At 37.8% G+C, this 18,010-nt stretch carries 15 protein-coding genes and 1 other annotated feature; of the genes, 11 read left to right on the plus strand and 4 right to left on the minus strand.

Annotated elements, in window-relative coordinates; all coding sequences use genetic code 11:
- Positions 1-998: 998 nt before the first annotated feature.
- Positions 999-1,706, plus strand: coding sequence for a DNA alkylation repair protein (locus HF876_RS17210; RefSeq protein WP_169361285.1), 708 nt, complete (start codon positions 999-1,001; stop codon positions 1,704-1,706).
- Positions 1,707-2,131: 425 nt separating this feature from the next.
- On the opposite strand, the gene HF876_RS17215 is transcribed toward HF876_RS17210, so the two are convergent.
- Genes HF876_RS17215 through HF876_RS17225 form a run of 3 tightly spaced genes read right to left on the minus strand, consistent with a single transcriptional unit; the run spans position 2,132 to position 4,623 of the window.
- Positions 2,132-3,334 carry an acetoin utilization protein AcuC gene (locus HF876_RS17215; protein WP_169361286.1) on the minus strand — a complete coding sequence of 401 codons (1,203 nt, stop codon included), beginning with the start codon at positions 3,332-3,334 and terminating at the stop codon, positions 2,132-2,134.
- A complete protein-coding gene (locus tag HF876_RS17220; protein WP_169361287.1) occupies positions 3,304-3,951 on the minus strand; it encodes an acetoin utilization AcuB family protein in 648 nt (215 codons plus the stop codon). Before HF876_RS17220 ends, HF876_RS17215 begins: the two co-directional genes overlap by 31 nt.
- 39 nt (positions 3,952-3,990) lie before the next feature.
- Positions 3,991-4,623, minus strand: a complete 633-nt coding sequence (locus HF876_RS17225) for a GNAT family N-acetyltransferase (protein ID WP_169361288.1) — start codon at positions 4,621-4,623, stop codon at positions 3,991-3,993.
- A gap of 172 nt (positions 4,624-4,795) precedes the next feature.
- On the opposite strand from HF876_RS17225, the gene acsA reads away from it, so the two are divergent.
- The gene (gene acsA / locus HF876_RS17230; RefSeq protein WP_169361289.1) at positions 4,796-6,514 is read left to right on the plus strand and encodes an acetate--CoA ligase; all 1,719 of its coding nucleotides are present in this window, start codon (positions 4,796-4,798) and stop codon (positions 6,512-6,514) included.
- 430 nt (positions 6,515-6,944) lie between these two features.
- On the opposite strand, the gene HF876_RS17235 is transcribed toward acsA, so the two are convergent.
- Entirely contained in the window at positions 6,945-9,866 is a 2,922-nt protein-coding gene (locus tag HF876_RS17235) for a transglycosylase domain-containing protein (protein ID WP_169361290.1), read from the minus strand.
- Between the two features lie 98 nt (positions 9,867-9,964).
- Positions 9,965-10,159 (plus strand) — a binding site (T-box leader).
- Positions 10,160-10,239: 80 nt separating this feature from the next.
- Here HF876_RS17235 and tyrS point away from each other — a divergent pair.
- The 9 genes from tyrS to HF876_RS17280 all read left to right on the plus strand — a co-directional run bounded on the left by tyrS (position 10,240) and on the right by HF876_RS17280 (position 17,651).
- A complete protein-coding gene (gene tyrS, locus HF876_RS17240) occupies positions 10,240-11,505 on the plus strand; it encodes a tyrosine--tRNA ligase (RefSeq protein WP_169361291.1) in 1,266 nt (421 codons plus the stop codon).
- 312 nt (positions 11,506-11,817) lie between these two features.
- Positions 11,818-12,066: a hypothetical protein gene (locus HF876_RS17245; protein ID WP_169361292.1), complete on the plus strand. Its 249-nt coding sequence runs from the start codon at positions 11,818-11,820 to the stop codon at positions 12,064-12,066.
- A 121-nt stretch (positions 12,067-12,187) separates the two neighbouring features.
- Complete coding sequence (locus tag HF876_RS17250; RefSeq protein ID WP_169361293.1) at positions 12,188-12,565, plus strand: VOC family protein; 378 nt, start codon at positions 12,188-12,190, stop codon at positions 12,563-12,565.
- A 17-nt stretch (positions 12,566-12,582) separates the two neighbouring features.
- A complete protein-coding gene (locus HF876_RS17255) occupies positions 12,583-13,404 on the plus strand; it encodes an alpha/beta fold hydrolase (protein WP_169361294.1) in 822 nt (273 codons plus the stop codon).
- 181 nt (positions 13,405-13,585) lie between these two features.
- A complete protein-coding gene (locus tag HF876_RS17260; RefSeq protein ID WP_205964158.1) occupies positions 13,586-14,710 on the plus strand; it encodes a DUF418 domain-containing protein in 1,125 nt (374 codons plus the stop codon).
- Between the two features lie 13 nt (positions 14,711-14,723).
- Positions 14,724-15,809 (plus strand): sensor histidine kinase, encoded by a 1,086-nt coding sequence (locus HF876_RS17265; RefSeq protein WP_346764099.1) that lies wholly within the window; start codon positions 14,724-14,726, stop codon positions 15,807-15,809.
- A gap of 12 nt (positions 15,810-15,821) precedes the next feature.
- Positions 15,822-16,430 carry a response regulator gene (locus tag HF876_RS17270; RefSeq protein WP_169361296.1) on the plus strand — a complete coding sequence of 203 codons (609 nt, stop codon included), beginning with the start codon at positions 15,822-15,824 and terminating at the stop codon, positions 16,428-16,430.
- 89 nt (positions 16,431-16,519) lie between these two features.
- Positions 16,520-17,266 carry an alpha/beta fold hydrolase gene (locus HF876_RS17275; protein ID WP_169361297.1) on the plus strand — a complete coding sequence of 249 codons (747 nt, stop codon included), beginning with the start codon at positions 16,520-16,522 and terminating at the stop codon, positions 17,264-17,266.
- Positions 17,267-17,423: 157 nt separating this feature from the next.
- Positions 17,424-17,651 (plus strand): hypothetical protein, encoded by a 228-nt coding sequence (locus HF876_RS17280; RefSeq protein WP_169361298.1) that lies wholly within the window; start codon positions 17,424-17,426, stop codon positions 17,649-17,651.
- The last annotated feature ends 359 nt before the right edge of the window (positions 17,652-18,010 follow it).

Here is an 18,010-nt window from a genome sequence, read left to right on the forward strand (position 1 = left end):
ACTGAAAATCTATTAGATTAGCGAAAGTGTTCAATGTTATTTAGCAGCAACTGTCCATTTTATTTTAGCGTTTACACTTATGCTAAAAAGTGTTATTTTATTGAACATAAATACCATAATATCACTCCATTTTTTTGTTACTTCTTACACAGACGTTTTCACATAATAAAAGTTGTACGATATAACGCAGTCGTGAAAATCCAAGTAGTCAAAAAATTGGTTAGTGGTTTTATACTTCCAAGTCTTCATATTATTAGACTCCTTAAATAAAAAATCATTAATAAATATAATATGGTATTATTTAGGTAAAAAGGAGTTGGTTCAGATAGGGATTATAATTCTTTTAATATTCTTCATTGTCTTGGGTATTACAAACTTGATGGCATTCAAAATTGCTGGAAAAAATAAAAGGAAAAGAATCTGGGCTGGAATAATTGTCTTACTTTTAACGCCTTTAGTTTTTTTTATTACATATGCAAGTGTGAGTCCCTTTGACCCTGGTGGGTTTGCAACTGGGATGCTTATGGTGTTTTTCAGTTTTTTGTTTGCGCTTAATGGTACGATCATCATAGTAATTGGTATATTTACGCAGAGGTCTAGAAACATCTAAGTATGGGCAATGTATGCGAAGATGATCAGGTAAGATGCTCTTATTAGCTTGGGTGCAAAAAGTGATAGTAAAAGTCTTTGTTTTTAAAATTTATTTCCTCTATCACTAAACCAATAGAAAGCACCTACGATAAAACAGAAAACAAAGAATAACAAACCAATAAACATTAAAATGGTAAAACCCAAATGTATACCTCTTTTCTCGGCAATCTTTAATAGTATTAGCTATGAATCTTACGAAATTATATTTAACCCAGTAGTTAAAAATTACTTTTTCTTACAGCTTATTATAATTTAATCTCTATAAATTAGAAATCTATTATGTTTAAAGTGAAATGAATGTTAGAAATAAGCGTATGTCAAAAATATAAAGTGGGGGGAAGCAAATCATGAATATGGAAACGGTAATGCAGGAGCTTGAAGCGTTAGGAAAGGAACGGACTAAAAAAATATACCTTTCTAATGGTGCCCGGGAACCGCTTTTTGGGGTAGCTACAGGGGCAATGAAGCCAATTGCAAAGAAGATTAAAATTAATCAGCAGTTAGCGGAGGAGCTTTATGCGACAGGCAATTACGATGCGATGTACTTCGCAGGAATTGTTGCAGATCCTAAAGCGATGAAGGTGTCTGATTTTGAGCGTTGGATAAAGGGGGCATATTTTTATATGCTGTCTGATTACGTTGTAGCCGTTACATTGTCCGAGTCTGATCTTGCACAAGAAGTTGCCGATCAATGGATTGCAAGTGATGAAGAGTTAACAAGCTCAGCTGGTTGGAGCTGTTATTGTTGGCTATTAGGAAATAGAAAAGATGAGGAATTTTCTAAGAGTAAGATATCTAATATGTTGGATATGGTGAGTAAAAGCATACATGATTCGCCCGAGCGAGTTAAATCCTCTATGAATAATTTTATTTACACCGTAGGGGTTTCCTATTTGCCGCTTCATGAAAAGGCTATAGAAACTGCTAAATCAATAGGAACAATAGAAATAAATCAGCATAAGAAAAAAAGTAGCCTTCTGGATGCATATAGCAATATACAAAAAGAAATAGATAGGGATAGACTTGGTTTTAAAAGAAAATATGTAAGATGCTAATTTTTAAAAAGCTTTGTTTAAGTGATTGGTTGATTTTGACTAAAAGTTTCTTTCTTATAGGGACTGAAAATATTTAAAAAAGGACATTTCAAATTGCTATTAATGCATATGTAAATCATGAAATATGGTTGGAATCTATCGACGAATGAAAGCCATTTCCATTTATTGATTGGAGCACCAGACGGCGACTCCTACGGGATGAGTGAGACAGATAAGACATCACAACCATGCGCGTAAGCGATGGGTGATGGCTTATCGCTCACCCCGAGGAAAGCGTCCGGCTGGGGCGGAAATCAATTCTACTTTCTGCTTAAAAATTTATTTGATCTAAAATCAACCCTACCCTTTAATATGGCCTTTTAAAAAAAAGAGAAATAAAAACAGAGTGGAGTTAATAACCACCCTGTTTTTTTATGATTAAATTATTAGTCTAGCTTTTTGTATGACTTTTGGCTTCGCAGCTGATACAAAGCTTTATCTAGCATTTGCTTGTTCTTTTCTGTTATCTCTAGCTTTCTAGGTATAGGCTCATAGAGTGGATTTGGATCCATCCATGTTGGGATAAAGGGAATAGGTGACTCTGCACTCCATCTATCGAGCCAGGCCTGTGGTAGATTCCCAGTTGGCGATGGAATATCATTCATCTCCATCCAAAGTAAAGACCAAGCCCTTGGGACAACTCTCCAAATATCATATCCACCACCACCAACCGCTATCCAACGACCTTCACAATACTTATGTGCTAGCTCGTGGGCAAGTTTAGGTATTTCTCTATAGATATTCATCGTCCCATACAAGTGCGTGAGGGGGTCAAAATAATGAGCATCGGCACCGTTTTGACTTAAAATAACATCAGGCTTAAACCATTCAACAATTTCCGTTAAGCTTGTCCGATAAATATCCAGAAAAGAATCATCCTCTGTAAAGGCATCGATGGGGAAATTAAATGAAGTTCCATAGCCTTCACCAGTTCCTCTTTCGGTAATATTTCCGGTTCCAGGGAAAAGGTATCTTCCGGTTTCGTGAATAGAAACAGTACAAACATTAGGGTCGTCATAGAAGCTCCATTGCACGCCATCACCGTGATGAGCATCCGTGTCTATGTAAAGTACACGAGCATTATACTTTTCCTGCATATATTTAATCGCAACGGAACTGTCATTATAGACACAAAATCCAGAGGCTCTGCCTTTAAATCCATGATGCAGTCCACCACCTAAGTTTACCGCGTGGTTGGATTTTCCCTCCATTACATAGTCTACAGCAGTCAGTGTGCCTCCAACTAAGCTGGCACTTGCTTCATGCATTTGGGGAAAAATTGGGGTATCTTCAGTTCCAATCCCATAACTCTCATATTTGGAGGTACTCTCTGTCTCTTGACTAGCTTTTTTAACAATATCAATGTAACCAGGGTCATGCACTAAACATAGTTCTTCATCCGTTGCTATACGGGGTGCCACAATATCCGAAGGTGATAGTGAATTCATTTCCATTAAAAGGTCAACAGTAAGTGTCAGGCGTTTTTGGTTAAAGGGATGAGTTTCTGAAAATTTATAACCAAGCTGATTTTCTGAGAAGATAAAAACAGCATTCTTTTTCATACATTCAATCCCGGCTGGCTTGGCCATAAAACCTCAAAGCCGGCATCTCTTACTGCTTGAACCAATTTGAGAGGATTCATCGTTTTGACACGTAGAACGAGAATCTTGTATTCACTATCATTTTTATCGGGATATACTAAGACGCTAAGTAAATTCACTTTTTGCTCATAAATTACTTTAGATATTTCAAATAAGACGCCTGGTCGGTTGGGTACCCGTATTTCCATCTGAGATCCCGGCTGATGCACACCTGTCAGCTCGATAAATTTATAGAGAAGATCCGATTCTGTAATCATGCCGACTAGCTTCCCTTGACTCACTATAGGTAGGCAACCTATACGATTATCGTAGAAAATACTAGCAGTTTCCTCGACAAAATCAAGAGGGTGCCCAGTAATAGGGTTTTTAGTCATAATTTTTTCTAATGGCATATCTAAAATCTCCGCATCCTTTCTATCCTGTAGAGAGGAGGGAGTTGCTTCCTTTAAGTCACGGTCTGTTACCACCCCTAAAACTTCACGTTCCTCATTAACGATCGGTATGTGCCTAATACGTTTCTCCTTTAATACTTTTAAAGCATCATTTATAGTATGTGATGGTGTTAAAGTAGGTACTGATGTATTCATGATTTCTTCTACAAGCATAAAACCAAACCCCTTTGTGAGAAATTTAAAACATCTTCCTTAATACATGAAACGATTCATAAAGCGTAATTGATCAAATTGCTGGATGGATTCATTGTCCACACGGCTACCTATTTTGGCCATCAAGCAATTGGCTGGATGGGAGCTGATCTCTGGATCATCTGTTGCAAAATATTCTAGGCCACCAGCCATCATCATTTTTTCCATCATCTTTCGGTACTCCCATACATTTAAACCGGTTCCTTTTAAATCCCAATGCCAATAGTATTCAGTTGTAATCGTTATATAATCTTCCATCGCATCGTCCATCATAGAGACTCTGAGTAATTCTTTTCCGACTCCAGTTCCACGGTATTTTGGAATAACTTCAATAGCCCCTAATTCTATTAAGTTTTCCATGTTCCCTTGGGACCAACGTTCTAGTGGGTCTGGGTGAAGAAATGTACAGTACCCAACAATCATGTCCTTTTCTCTAACAATGATAATCCGACCCTCTGGTAACTTTGCAATTTCGATAATTGCTTTATGTTGTTGCTGAGGATTTCGAAATGCTATTAAATCCTCATGGAAAGTCAACTTGGCTAATTCTTCAGATGCTACGGGTCCTTCAATAGTAATTGGACCATGCTTTGTCTCTTTCTCTATCGAATAAAATACTTTTTTATGTTCCACATATTCACCACCTATAATTTAGTTACAGTTGCCACTATTATACATGATTTTTTAAGAAGAAAGCGATTACTTCCGTTATGTAACAAAACATTCAAAAAAGTTAAAACATTAGCATTACTTTGTGAGAGTATTGTAGAATATAAGAGAGTATATTTAGAAAGGGTGAATTGGGATGAAAATCGAAGCGTTACCAGTAGTACAAGAGGAGTATCAATTAAAGGACTATGAGAAAACTGCTCAGGATTTTCAATGGGAGGAAGCTGAAAAGTCTTTTTCCTGGTATGAGACAGGCAAGGTGAATATGGCATACGAAGCGATTGACCGTCATGCAGCATCAGATATTAAGGACAAGGTAGCCTTATATTATCAAGATGTTGATCGCAAGGAGTCATATACATTTGCTAACATGAAAACCTGGACAGACAAAGCTGCAAACGTTTACAAAGAGCACTCTAATTTAGCAAAAGGGGACCGCCTATTTATTTTTATGCCAAGATCTCCGGAATTATATTTTGCTTTATTAGGGGCAGTAAAAATGGGCGCAATTGTTGGTCCATTGTTTGAAGCCTTTATGGAAGGGGCAGTGTATGATCGTTTACTAGATAGCGAAGCGAAGGCAATTGTCACTACACCTGAATTGCTAGGAAGAATACCTTTAGATCGTCTACCAGATTTGGAAACTGTTTTTCTAGTGGGAGACAATATTCAAGAGGATGATAAATTTGTAGACTTTAATAAGGCGTTAAACAATGCCTCTGATGAATTTGAAATAGAATGGGTAGATAAAGAAGATGGACTTATACTGCATTATACTTCTGGCTCTACTGGTAAGCCTAAAGGAATATTACATGTTCATTACGCGATGGTACAACACTATCAGTCCATGAAATGGGTTATGGATATAAGAGAAGATGATATCTATTGGTGTACGGCAGACCCAGGTTGGGTTACTGGAACTTCCTATGGAATATTTGGACCTTGGCTTGCTGGAACAACTTCCTTAATCTTAGGTGGACGTTTCTCACCAGATGCTTGGTATAAAGCAATAGAAGAATATAAGGTTACGGTTTGGTACAGTGCTCCAACTGCTTTTCGTATGCTAATGGGTGCTGGGGATGGCATCGTGAAGAAATATGATCTAACCTCCCTGCGTCATGTATTATCAGTTGGTGAGCCACTTAACCCTGAGGTTATTAAGTGGGGAATGCAGGTATTCAATAAACGAATTCATGATACTTGGTGGATGACTGAAACAGGCGCTCAAATGATTTGTAACTATGGCTGCCTTCCGATTAAGCCCGGTTCCATGGGGAAACCATTGCCAGGCATTAAGGCTGCAATTATTGATAACAATGGAGTAGAGGTCCCGCCATTCACAATGGGTAACCTTGCCATCAAAAAAGGATGGCCATCTATGATGCGTCAGGTTTGGAAAAACCAAGAAAAGTTTGAATCCTATTTTATTAATGATGAATGGTACTTCTCAGGAGATTCCGCATATATGGATGATGATGGTTATTTCTGGTTTCAAGGAAGAGTAGACGACGTAATTATGACCTCAGGTGAGCGTGTAGGTCCATTCGAAGTGGAAAGTAAATTGTTAGAGCATCCTGCAATTCTTGAGGCAGGAGTAATAGGGAAGCCAGATCCAGTCCGTGGAGAGATTATTAAAGCATTTGTTGCTTTAAATGAAGGGTATGAGCCTTCTGATGAGCTCATTGCCGATATTCAGCAATTTGTGAAGAAGGGTCTTGCCGCTCATGCAGCTCCTAGAGAAATTGAGTTTAAGGATAAGCTACCTAAAACTAGAAGCGGTAAGATTATGCGCCGAGTATTAAAGGCATGGGAATTACAGCTTCCAACTGGTGATTTATCTACGATGGAAGATTAGTTTTTTCACAAAAGCACATTGGAATATTGTTAGGAAATTTTAATTGTTATTCAAATTAGGGGCACCAATTCGCATATGAATTAGTGCTCCTTTTTTATTTAGTTTTATTGGTGGTCACGCAAAAAATATATTGGAAGGGGAAAAATGGAAATCACACTATTTTTATTCTGCATGTATTATTTTTTTCAATTACTAGTTGTGGTGTCTGAAGTTCTTTTTTATCGAAACAAAAAAGCGATGACTATTAGTCACCGCTTTTTCTCTTTATTTAGGAAATTATAAAATTCTGAACCTGTGGATAAATTAATGTCTAGCTCCAGCGCCTTGCCCCTCGGGTCAAATGGATAAAAGCTCCGGTGGCTGAGGAACTGCCTCCTCGCTTTTCTCCATTTGCCTGTCGGGGCAGAGACAGGCGCCTGCGCTTTTCTTGTTATGGTGTAGATTCTTCTTCCGGTGGTGGGGTAGGCTCGACTGGAGGTGTAATGATTACCTCACCCCCACCGCCATTACCATCACCTGGGACAGGCTGTTCAGGCACTTCTTCTACCGGTTCCTCCGGGGGAAGAACTGGTATCACAGGCTCTGGAGCATTAATAGTAGCTATGTTAGATGCACCAGATTGTAATCCGGTTATATCAACTGTTACTACTACATATTGACCTGGAGAGGTGATTTGATAGCTATAATTTTCTGCCTCTTTCTTAGTTGCCATCAGAACTCTGTTACCATTAACGACTTGGTATACACGATATCCGACTACATCACTAGAAGCCGATTTTGTCCATGTCATTGTATTTCCTGTCAGAGAGGTTGTTACTGGAGCAGGGGGAGTACCGTCTGCCTCAAATACCTTTTCTGAAACTACATTGCTAGCAAATGATGAATCATTCGGGAATAGCTTACTAGCGTCTCCACCAAATCGTCCAAGCATTCGTTTTATAAAGTCCTCACTTACTCCGTGACCACCTGCAGTAACAAATTCGCTTGGAGTAGAATCCAATGATCGGTATTTACTACCGTTGATGACTACATAAGATGAGGATACTAGACTATCGTCTGCCTGCGTAGGAAGCATAACCTTCGAATTAAATAAATCCGATTTTACAAGACCTGCCTGCTCACAAGCAGTAGAAGGTGCTAGACCGGAAATACCACAGAAAGATCTGGAAACGACTCCTTCAGGTGCTTGGAAAGCATTTGGTGCATCCATTAGCTCAGGGTTAATGTCATACATCGCATTCATCATGTTCGACCAAAGTGTATTGATACGCACACTTGGGTGCCCATAACGATTGTTCATATGGAATAATGTAAGCTTTTGCTCGTCATAACCAAGCCAAACACCCAATGAAACATTTGGATTGTACCCTACTAACCATGAATCACTATGACCTTGTGTTGTACCAGTTTTCGCGCCAAAATCAGATTGGAATTTTAGACGAGAGTTTGCCAGCTTAGCAGTACCCTGTGTCATCACATCTCTTAAAATATCAGTCATAATATATGCCGTTTGCGGGCTAAATACATCCACAGGCTCCACTTTATGCTGGTAAACGACATTGCCTTCCACGTCTACAATTTTCTCAATCATATATGCATCAACAAATTGACCATTATTCGCAAAAGTTCCGTATGCATTTGTATTTTCTTCTAAAGAAGCACCTTTTCTCATGCCTCCAATAGAAAGGGCAAGGTTAGCATATTCATCTTCTTCAATGCTTTCAAAGCCCATTTTCATCATGAAATCAGTTGGCTTTTTATCTTTTATTTGATCATAAAGTCTAATGGTCGATAAGTTTTGGGAAGTTGTTACTGCTTGTCGAGCAGAAATAATCCCAAGCTCCTGTTCAGTCGTATAGTTAGAAGGAGACCACTTATTTCCATTGTCATTTATATTAAATTTAACGTCTGCAAGAGGACTTCCTGCTCCAATTACACCGTATTCAATAGCTGGTGCATAAACTACCAATGGCTTAATCGTAGAACCCATGGAGCGTACTGCCTGAGTAGCATGATTATATTGCTCTACATTATAATCTCGACCACCTAAGAACGAGAGAATACGGCCAGTTCCATTTTCTATTAGCATACTTCCAACTTGTACAGGGAAATCCTTTGTGACTGTTTCTCCAGTAATAGGATCTTTAACACTAATATTCGTATACGTATGTCCATAAGACTCAAACGCATCTCTTACTTGAAGCATTTTTTCATACATATCCTTGTTAATAGTAGTATGAATACGATAACCGCCTGTACTAGCAGCACGCTGTGCCATAATATTATACTTTTCAATTAGAGGATCATCTTTTTCTAGAGCTTCTAAATCCACTCCGTCTTTTTCAGCTAGCTGAACACTTAAAATATCTCTAACTCTCTTTTCAATTTCAAAGGTAAGCCATGGATACTTTTCCTCTGGCAACGTTTCCTTTTGTCTAAAGTCTTTTGTAATATCATAGTTAACTGCAGCTTGGTATTCCGCTTCTGTTATATATCCGGTTTCTTTCATCCGATATAGTACGACTTTCATGCGGTCTATACCATGCTTTAACGATTCGCCTTCCTTTAATACTCCACCATTACTAAAAGGGGTGTATTTAAAAGGGGCTTGTGGAATACCTGCAATGTAAGCAGCCTGTGGGAGAGTCAGGTCTTTAGCCTTCACATTAAAAATTCCCTGTGCTGCAGTTTCGATTCCAGCGATATTACGACCGTTTGCATTTCTACCATACGGTATAATATTAAGATAAGCCTCTAATATTTCGTCCTTGCTCATAAACTCTTCTAGTCGCATTGCTAAAAGAATTTCCTTAGCTTTTCGTTCATAAGAAACTTCATTTGTAAGGATTTGATTTTTAATCAGCTGTTGGGTTAATGTAGAACCGCCCGTTTGAGTATCTGAGTTCGTCATATCCTGTAATAGACCTCTGAAGATGGCTTTAGGAACAATCCCGTTATGGACTTTAAAGTATTCGTCCTCGGTAGCTAACACTGCATCAATGACATAAGGGGAGACATTTGCAAGATCTGTTTCAGTTCTTTCTAAATCAGTTCTTAGCTTCCCAAGGTAGACATCCCCTGCAAAGTAAATTTCAGAAGTCTCTTCATAATTAAACACGGCTGCTCGCATTTCTTCTTTCTTTCTTAAAGGTTCATCCTTTATTAAAGAAGTGAAATAGCCTGCTCCCACAGCTGTGGCAAATGCTCCAAGTATGAGGCCGACTACTAAAAATATTAAGCATAAATTCCATACGACACTTGAAGATATACGTAACCTTCTTGCCCACTTGGTTGATTGCCAGGCATCTACTTTCTCTTTATATAAGTGGAATTTCTCCATCCATTTATTCATTTATTTCTCGACCTCCAAATCATGAATATTATATCATAGTCCAATATGTTAGACGATACTTATTGACATCCGAAACAAATTAGGTAAAATAGGTATATCATTTAACGAAGAAAAGTCCGAAGTAGTGATTATACATACTGTTTAGAGAGCTAACGGTCGGTGAAAGTTAGTCAGTGTATAAAAGCGAATTACAGGCTTGGAGTTATACGTTTTCACAACGTTACATGTGAAAAAGCGGAAGGATTGATCCTTCAAGCTGGGTGGTACCGCGCTAATGACTAAGCGTCCCTGCATGATTTTTATCATGTAGGGACTTTTTTGTTTATAGGCAATTTGTTTGGTATTGCTCAATCCAATAAAAGGAGGAAACAAAATGACAAACTCATTAATTGAAGACCTACAATGGAGAGGCCTTTTGTATCAACAAACGGATGCAGAAGGAATGGAAAAACTACTATCTACTGAAAAAATCTCTCTATATTGTGGAGTTGACCCAACCGCAGACAGTATGCACATTGGGCACATCGTTCCACTCCTAACACTTCGTAGATTTCAAATGCACGGACATCGTCCTATTCTTTTAGTAGGAGGAGCTACCGGAATGATTGGAGATCCTTCTGGTCGTTCGGAGGAAAGACAGCTGCAGACTACGGATCAAATTGATTTAAATGTCCAAGGGATTAAAAAGCAGATGGAACGAATCTTTGATTTTCAATCTGAAAATGGAGCACAGATGGTAAACAATCGGGACTGGATTGGACCAATGTCTGTTATTGAATTTTTAAGAGACTACGGCAAACTTATTAATATCAATTACATGCTTGGGAAGGATTCTATTGCTTCACGTTTAGATTCAGGACTGTCATTCACAGAGTTTACGTACACATTAATCCAAGGTATTGACTTCAACCACTTATTCAATCATTATGGCTGCCGTGTTCAAGTAGGTGGATCCGATCAATGGGGGAATATTACGACTGGTTTAGAAATGATTCGCAAAACACATGAAGAGGAAACTAAGGCATATGGTATTACAATTCCATTAGTGACGAAAGCGGATGGTACGAAGTTCGGTAAATCTGCTTCGGGTTCCGTATGGTTAGACGCACAAAAAACTTCACCGTATGAGTTTTACCAATTCTGGATTAATACTGCTGATTCAGATGTGATTAAATACTTGAAGATTTTCACTTTCCTAGAGAGAGCTGAAATTGAAGCATTAGAAGTAACCGTGCAAAATGAGCCGCACTTACGTAAAGCCCAAATAACACTTGCAGAAGAAATGACTCGCCTAGTACATGGTCAAGAATCATTAGACCAAGCAGTGAGAATCTCTCAGGCGCTATTTAGTGGAAACTTAAAAGCACTAACAGCAAGTGAAATGAAAGATGCTTTTAAGGATGTTCCAACCGTGGAAATGGAAAAAGAGGATAAAAACATAGTTGACTTTATAGTGGAGGCCACAGTGTCTCCATCTAAAAGACAGGCACGTGAAGATGTAACAAATGGGGCTATCTCGATCAATGGAGAGCGAATTACAGAAATTGGTTATGTTGTAGGGCAAGAGGATAGACTGGAAGATGAATTTATGATTATTAGAAGAGGAAAGAAAAATTATAAAATGATTAAATTCGTATAATTTTTAAGTTACTTCTCATACTATTGAGAAGTAACTTTTTTTGTCAAAAAACGTCTAATTTATAATGTCTTAGTCAACTTTTTATAAAAGATAACAAATACTTAAAGAAAATAGAAAAAATTTCTTCTGTTTCATTAAAAAGGTGGAATTATGAACGTTTTAAAAAGTTTATATAAATAGTAGACAAAATAGGTGAAAATAAGTAAGTATATAGTATAGAATAAGATTTAGGAACTTTACTCTGAAATTAAATAAAATAAATTCTTATTATTTTTAAATACATAAGCTTTTTAAAAAAGGGGGTTAGAATACATGGAAGCGAAAAAATATATACTTGATCATTTCGACGATTTTTTTGTTATTCTTTTTGGTAAGAATGATAAATCGGACAAGCTAGTTATTTTAAAAGAAAAGTTTACAATTGACGCTAAAGAAGGAGATCTTCTAGAGATTTCAATTAATGAAGAAAAGACTGGCTATGAATTTAAAATCATTCATGAAGAAGCCGATGACAAAAGACAAAGATTATTAGACTTAATCGAGAATATGGAAAAGAACTAAAAAACTTGAAGCTGATATTTAACAGCTTCAAGTTTTTTTTCTTTCACGAAAGTCAAATAAAGAAGGAAAATCCAGTGAGCCACCGAATAGTTATACAGAAGAAGTGAGAGGAGGATACAACTTGAACAAGTCATTGCTTAAGGGCGTAGAGGGGATTTTTATCCCTGTGAGGGACTCTAAGGTTTCAGCGCGCTGGTACGAGGAGGTACTAGGTTTCCAGCTAAACTATATAGAGGAAGAAGCTGCAGTCATGAAGATATCAAGTGATTCACCGACTGTCGTTTGTTTAGTCAAGGTAGAATATCATACTCCTATGAAATTTCCTTCGAACCATTTTGGCGTAGGGAAATATATTAACTTTATACCCGAGGATATAGAGACGCTTTATGATGAGTTAAAATCTAAAGGAATTGCGGTAAATTCACTAGACGGAGATGGGGATAAGAAGTACTTTACATTTTTTGATCCGGATGGTAATCCACTTGGCGCTTGTCAGTAATGGAGGAGAACAATAGTATGTACACATCAATAAAGGACGTAGAAATCTATTATGAAATATACGGAGAAGGAACCCCTATTTTAATGCTTCATGGGTTTTCGCCTGATATGGAGCTGATGAAGGGATGTATGGAGCCTTTCTTTCAAAAGTCAGGAGCTTCCTATAAAAGAATATACATAGACTTACCTGGAATGGGTAAATCCAAGCAATTCGCTCATCTAAACAATACCGATGATATGTTAGATATAGTGATTGGTTTTATAGAAAAGGAAATCCAAAATGAGCCATTTTTAATAGTAGCAGAGTCATATGGAGGTTATTTGGCACGCGGAGTAATCGCTAAGGAAAGTTTTTCTATTTTAGGCGCGTTCTTTATTTGCCCCGTTATTTATGCCACTCGTGATAAAAGAACACTTCCTGTTAAACAAACAGCAGCAAAGGATGAGCTATTCTTACAAACCTTGGGAAGCGATATAAAAGTGGCATTCGAGGAGAACTGCGTCGTATTAAATGAATACACCTACAATCGTTGGATGAAAGAAATTGTCAGTGGAATGAATCGAGCAAATCAACCATTTCTAGAGAAAATTGCAGGTAACTATTCTTTTAGTAGCTGGTTTGAAGAACCAAACTTTGAACAACCGTCCGTTTTCTTACTTGGGAGGCAGGATGATGTAGTAGGATTTGAGGATGCGTTCCATTTAAAAGACAATTTCCCTCAGGCAACCTACGCCATTCTAGATGGTGCTGGACATAACCTACAGATTGAAAGGCCGATTTTGTTTGATGCCTATTTAGATGATTGGTTAAAACGCATTCACGATAGAAAGCTTAGATGAAAAGACAAGCAATGAACCATTTCGGAGATGTTCGAGATGGTTCATTACTTGTCTTTTTTTGATTAGTTATGACAAGTGTCATCTTATACTTCTGACTGCTGTGAATGTTAGCATCCGTGATTTCTCTTTATTATTTTATATAAGGGAATGAGTTTTTACAGAAGAAAGAGGGGGTTATTTGATGACAAATGAAAGATTGCGCTTAATAGATATTCTTCGTGGTTTTGCTGTGCTAGGAACACTAGGGACTAATATATGGATTTTTGCTTATTTGGGAGACTTGGCTTATACAACGACTTCAAACTATACCGGGTGGTGGACATTGGAGGACTTTCTTAGAATGGCAGTTCTCTTTTTTGCAAACGGAAAGTTTCTAGGGTTACTAACCATCATGTTTGGAGTGGGTCTAGAGATAAAATACCAGCAGGCGAAACGTAAAGGGAATGCATGGCCTGGCGTGTATGTATGGACATTATTATTTTTACTTCTGGAAGGGTTTATTCATTTTATGCTCGTAATGGAATATGACATCTTGATGAGCTATGCCGTCACCGGTTTAATTGTAGCTTTTATTTTAAGACGAGGAGATTCCTTTATGAAAAAAATAATGATTGGAGTCGGAAGTTTTCATGCAGTCATTATTCTATTAATCTTAGTAGCAGCTCTAGTGGGGGCATTAAACATGTCATTGGGTACTTATGAGGGAGCGGCACTCTATGAAAGTGGTACATGGCTCGAGCAGGTTAAAAACCGTTTGGTCAATTTTATTTATTATAGATTAGAAGTGATTTTAATCGTACCAATGAATATATGCTTGTTTTTACTAGGTGTATTTCTTATGCGATCTGGTACTTTTTCTAAAACAGAGATTGGTAAAAAGAAGCGTAAAAAACTATTTAAATTAGGTATGTATATAGGTGTTCCATTAAATCTACTTATATTTGTACCAGGTGGTGCATTTGATTTGCCTATTCGTTATTTATTTGCACCTATTATGTCTCTTGGCTATATAGGATTATTTGGTATATTAGTAGAATATAGAAAGGTAGAGTGGCTTTGGTCTCGATTAGAAGAAGTCGGGAAAATGTCACTAAGCTGCTACGTCTCACAAAACCTTTTAGCTTCTATTATATTTTATGGCTGGGGTCTAGGATTAGGTGGGAAAATAGGTAGCTTTACTATAGTCGCTATATGGCTCTGCATTACTTTATTTCAATTCTTATTTGCCTATGTTTGTATACGGACATTGCAGACCGGACCATTGGAGTGGCTTAGGAGAAGAGCTGTAGCAGCTGTCTCCAAATAATTAGTGAATAGAGGTGACAAATATAAAATTTTATCCCGAGGATCAGGCGACCAAATACTTGATCATTGATGTAGCCTCCATCATTTTTCTTTTTACCTTAGTAATGCTATCTGATTCAGCCTTGCATCCCGGAATACAGCTCATCCTTCTATTACTCATTGTTATTTCCTATTATATTGCATTGTGGAATAAGGATTGGCTCCTTCTATGTGCTGTACTTGTTGGTTACTCGCTTCTTATAATATTAAGCTTTTTCGAGGGCTCTGTAATTATTACTTTTGGTTTTTTGTTTGCAGATTTGTTAGGGAGAGCTAAGTCTAAGTTTCATATAGGGCTTGGAATAGCAGGAGTTGCCTGCCTTTTTATCCTTTTTCTTTGGAAGGAGCAGCTCCATGGTTTAGATTTTTCTGTCTTAGTAGCCTTCATGATTATTCAGCTTGCATTGCCCATACTAAGGTATTTTCTTTTAAAAACATCTAATCTGCAAACAAAATTAAATGAAGTAAATAAACAGCTTGTTCAGCAAGAAGAAAGACAGAGAATTGCGAGAGATTTACATGATACAATTGGCCATACTTTAACGATTATTAAGCTGAAGACAGAGCTTGCTTCCAAATTAGTAGGCACGGAACAAGCTAAGGTTAAGAGGGAGTTAGACGATATTTTAGCAACTACAAGAACTGCTATGAAGCAGGTAAGTGAACTGGTGACGGATATGAAATTTATATCTCTCGAAAGTGAGCTAGAACGTTCGGAGCAAGTACTAAAATCTGCGGGAATTAATGTTCAATCTAATCATGATTGTCGCCAACCATTATCTAATGTAGAGGAAACCATGATCTCTCTTTGTGTGAGAGAGGCGACAACAAACATACTTCGACATAGTCAGGCGAAATGTTGTGAAATCTATACAGAGTTTAAAGATAAGGTATTCTACGTACATATCAAGGACGATGGAATTGGTTTAGAGATTAAGCGATTTGGAAATGGTCTAGTCTCGATAAAGGAGCGGATGCATTCTTTACAAGGCGACGTACTTGTAAAAGAGGGTTCCTCTGGAGGCACTATCATAACGATTACATTACCAATTCATTCGTAAGGAGGATACATCGTGATAAGAGTAGTAATTGCTGAGGATCAGAAAATGCTTCTAGGTGCATTTTCTTCTTTATTATCCTTTGAAGCAGATATAGAAGTCGTTGGAGAGGCACAGGATGGTCAGACAGCCTGGGAACTAATTGTGAAGGAAACACCTGATGTATGTATTTTAGATATTGAAATGCCATATATGACGGGACTGGAGCTCGCTCGAAAAATAGAAGAGGAACAGATTCCAAGCAAAGTTATGATTGTCACTACTTTTTCCCGAGTGGGATATTTACAAAAAGCGATTGACAGTAACGTAACTGGATATTTACTGAAGGACGAGCCAATTGATTTGTTAATAGAGTCTATTCGAAAGGTGGCTGCTGGCGAAAGGGTTGTGAGCAGAGATTTAGCAGCCACTCTTTTCATGAAAGTAGAGAATCCTCTGAATGACCGAGAAAGGGACGTCCTCCGTCTCGTTAAAGAAGGGTTAACTACTTCAGAAATCACAAAGCGATTATTTTTAACGAAGGGTACTGTCCGAAATTATTTATCCTCGTCTATCCAAAAGCTTCACGTGGAAAGCAGACAACAAGCAGTAAACAAAGCAAATGAAAACGGTTGGTTGGAGTGAAATAGAGTTTAAATGAGATAGAAATGTGGTAAGGAATAATGGTATGAAATGTCGTTAAGTAAATAAAAACGTAGAAGGGGGATGGGAACGTGAATTATGAAGTGCTAGAGGGTGCAGAGGAATTTTTCTACGAGGGAAATCATGTAGGGGTGTTAGTGATACATGGATTTACAGGATCCACTCAAAGTATGCATTATTTAGGGGAAAGGTTTGCCGAAGCAGGCTTTACGGTTTTTGGACCGAGACTCACCGGCCATGGTACAGCACCAGAGGATATGGAGCGTGCAAGCTATGAGGATTGGATAAAGGACGTGGAAAAAGGATTGAATAAGCTTCAGGAAACATGCTCCGAGATTTTTGTTTGTGGATTATCAATGGGTGGTACTCTTACTTTATATTTGGCCGAAAATTACCCGGAAATTAAAGGCATTATGCCAATTAACGCTGCTGTCTATATGCCGGACTTGATTGAAAACTATGAAACTCTCTCTCAAAGTGAGATGCAATTTGTCGAGGGGATTGGTTCAGATATTAAGCAGGCAGGGATTAAGGAGTTAGCTTATTCAAAAACCCCTGTAAAGTCTATGTCGGATATTCTTCTGCTATCTAGGCTAGTACGTGATAATCTGTCTAAAATTACTGCACCTGCTCTAATATTTAAATCTACAGAGGATCATGTAGTTCCACCAGAGAATTCCTTTCAAATATATGAAGCAATTTCCTCTGTTGGGAAGGAAATCGTAGAGCTAGAAAATAGCTACCACGTTGCTACGTTAGACGCCGATAAGGAGCTAATCGCAGATAGAAGTATACAGTTTATAAATGCAAGAATATAACTTACTAGTCTCGGAGCCATTGGTTTCGAGACTTTTTTCATTTAGGCATAGTATAAATGAAGTAGATTAAATGATTTTAAATCTCCAATACAACCATTTAAAGGTATTAATATCCACTTTATGGTCAATAATTTATTGTAATTGGAGGGGACGTATAATGCTATTAGATGAAAAAGAAATTTATTGCTATAATTGCCGTAAAAAAACGTTATTTACATGTAGGGATTTGCGCAATAATAAAGGTGTCGAAAGCCATTGCAGCGAGTGCCCGACCTTTTGGTTCGAATGGCAAAACAAAGCGGTAGAGCGAGAAATGAAGAAATGGGTAGAATATAATCAAGGATTGTTAAGTACACTAAATAGCACAACAAATATGTGGACATAGAAATGCCTACGAAATAATGATATTTAGCATATATAAAAATGAAGATTACTCAAATGAGTGATCTTCATTTTTTGTTTTTGTTATTTGTGTAGTTAGAAATTTTCGTAAGTTCTACAATCTGGCAAAGAAGTTGTTTTCCGTTGCGGCGAACGCTTTCCGCGGGCACGGCTTAGGCCAACAGGATGTTGGTCAGGAAAACGTTGTCACACGATGTGACGTCCTTAGTTTTCTCTCCTTGAAACTCCCTCGCTGTGCTCGGTCCAGGGTCTTCAGCTCGCGCTATTCCCGCTGGAGCATTCCTGTATGATTACTTTACAGGCTCTTGAAAAAAAAAGAACCCTCTTATATGATGCTAGAGT

This window comes from Psychrobacillus sp. BL-248-WT-3, assembly GCF_012843435.1.
GTDB lineage: Bacteria > Bacillota > Bacilli > Bacillales_A > Planococcaceae > Psychrobacillus.

Bases quoted from the DNA above. Each gene is read 5' to 3' on its own strand.
- HF876_RS17210 (WP_169361285.1), top strand. From the start codon at position 999: ATGAATATGGAAACGGTAATGCAGGAGCTTGAAGCGTTAGGAAAGGAA.
- HF876_RS17215 (WP_169361286.1), bottom strand. From the start codon at position 3,334: ATGGCCAAGCCAGCCGGGATTGAATGTATGAAAAAGAATGCTGTTTTT.
- HF876_RS17220 (WP_169361287.1), bottom strand. From the start codon at position 3,951: ATGCTTGTAGAAGAAATCATGAATACATCAGTACCTACTTTAACACCA.
- acsA (WP_169361289.1), top strand. From the start codon at position 4,796: ATGAAAATCGAAGCGTTACCAGTAGTACAAGAGGAGTATCAATTAAAG.
- HF876_RS17235 (WP_169361290.1), bottom strand. From the start codon at position 9,866: ATGAATAAATGGATGGAGAAATTCCACTTATATAAAGAGAAAGTAGAT.
- tyrS (WP_169361291.1), top strand. From the start codon at position 10,240: ATGACAAACTCATTAATTGAAGACCTACAATGGAGAGGCCTTTTGTAT.
- HF876_RS17245 (WP_169361292.1), top strand. From the start codon at position 11,818: ATGGAAGCGAAAAAATATATACTTGATCATTTCGACGATTTTTTTGTT.
- HF876_RS17255 (WP_169361294.1), top strand. From the start codon at position 12,583: ATGTACACATCAATAAAGGACGTAGAAATCTATTATGAAATATACGGA.
- HF876_RS17260 (WP_205964158.1), top strand. From the start codon at position 13,586: ATGACAAATGAAAGATTGCGCTTAATAGATATTCTTCGTGGTTTTGCT.
- HF876_RS17280 (WP_169361298.1), top strand. From the start codon at position 17,424: ATGCTATTAGATGAAAAAGAAATTTATTGCTATAATTGCCGTAAAAAA.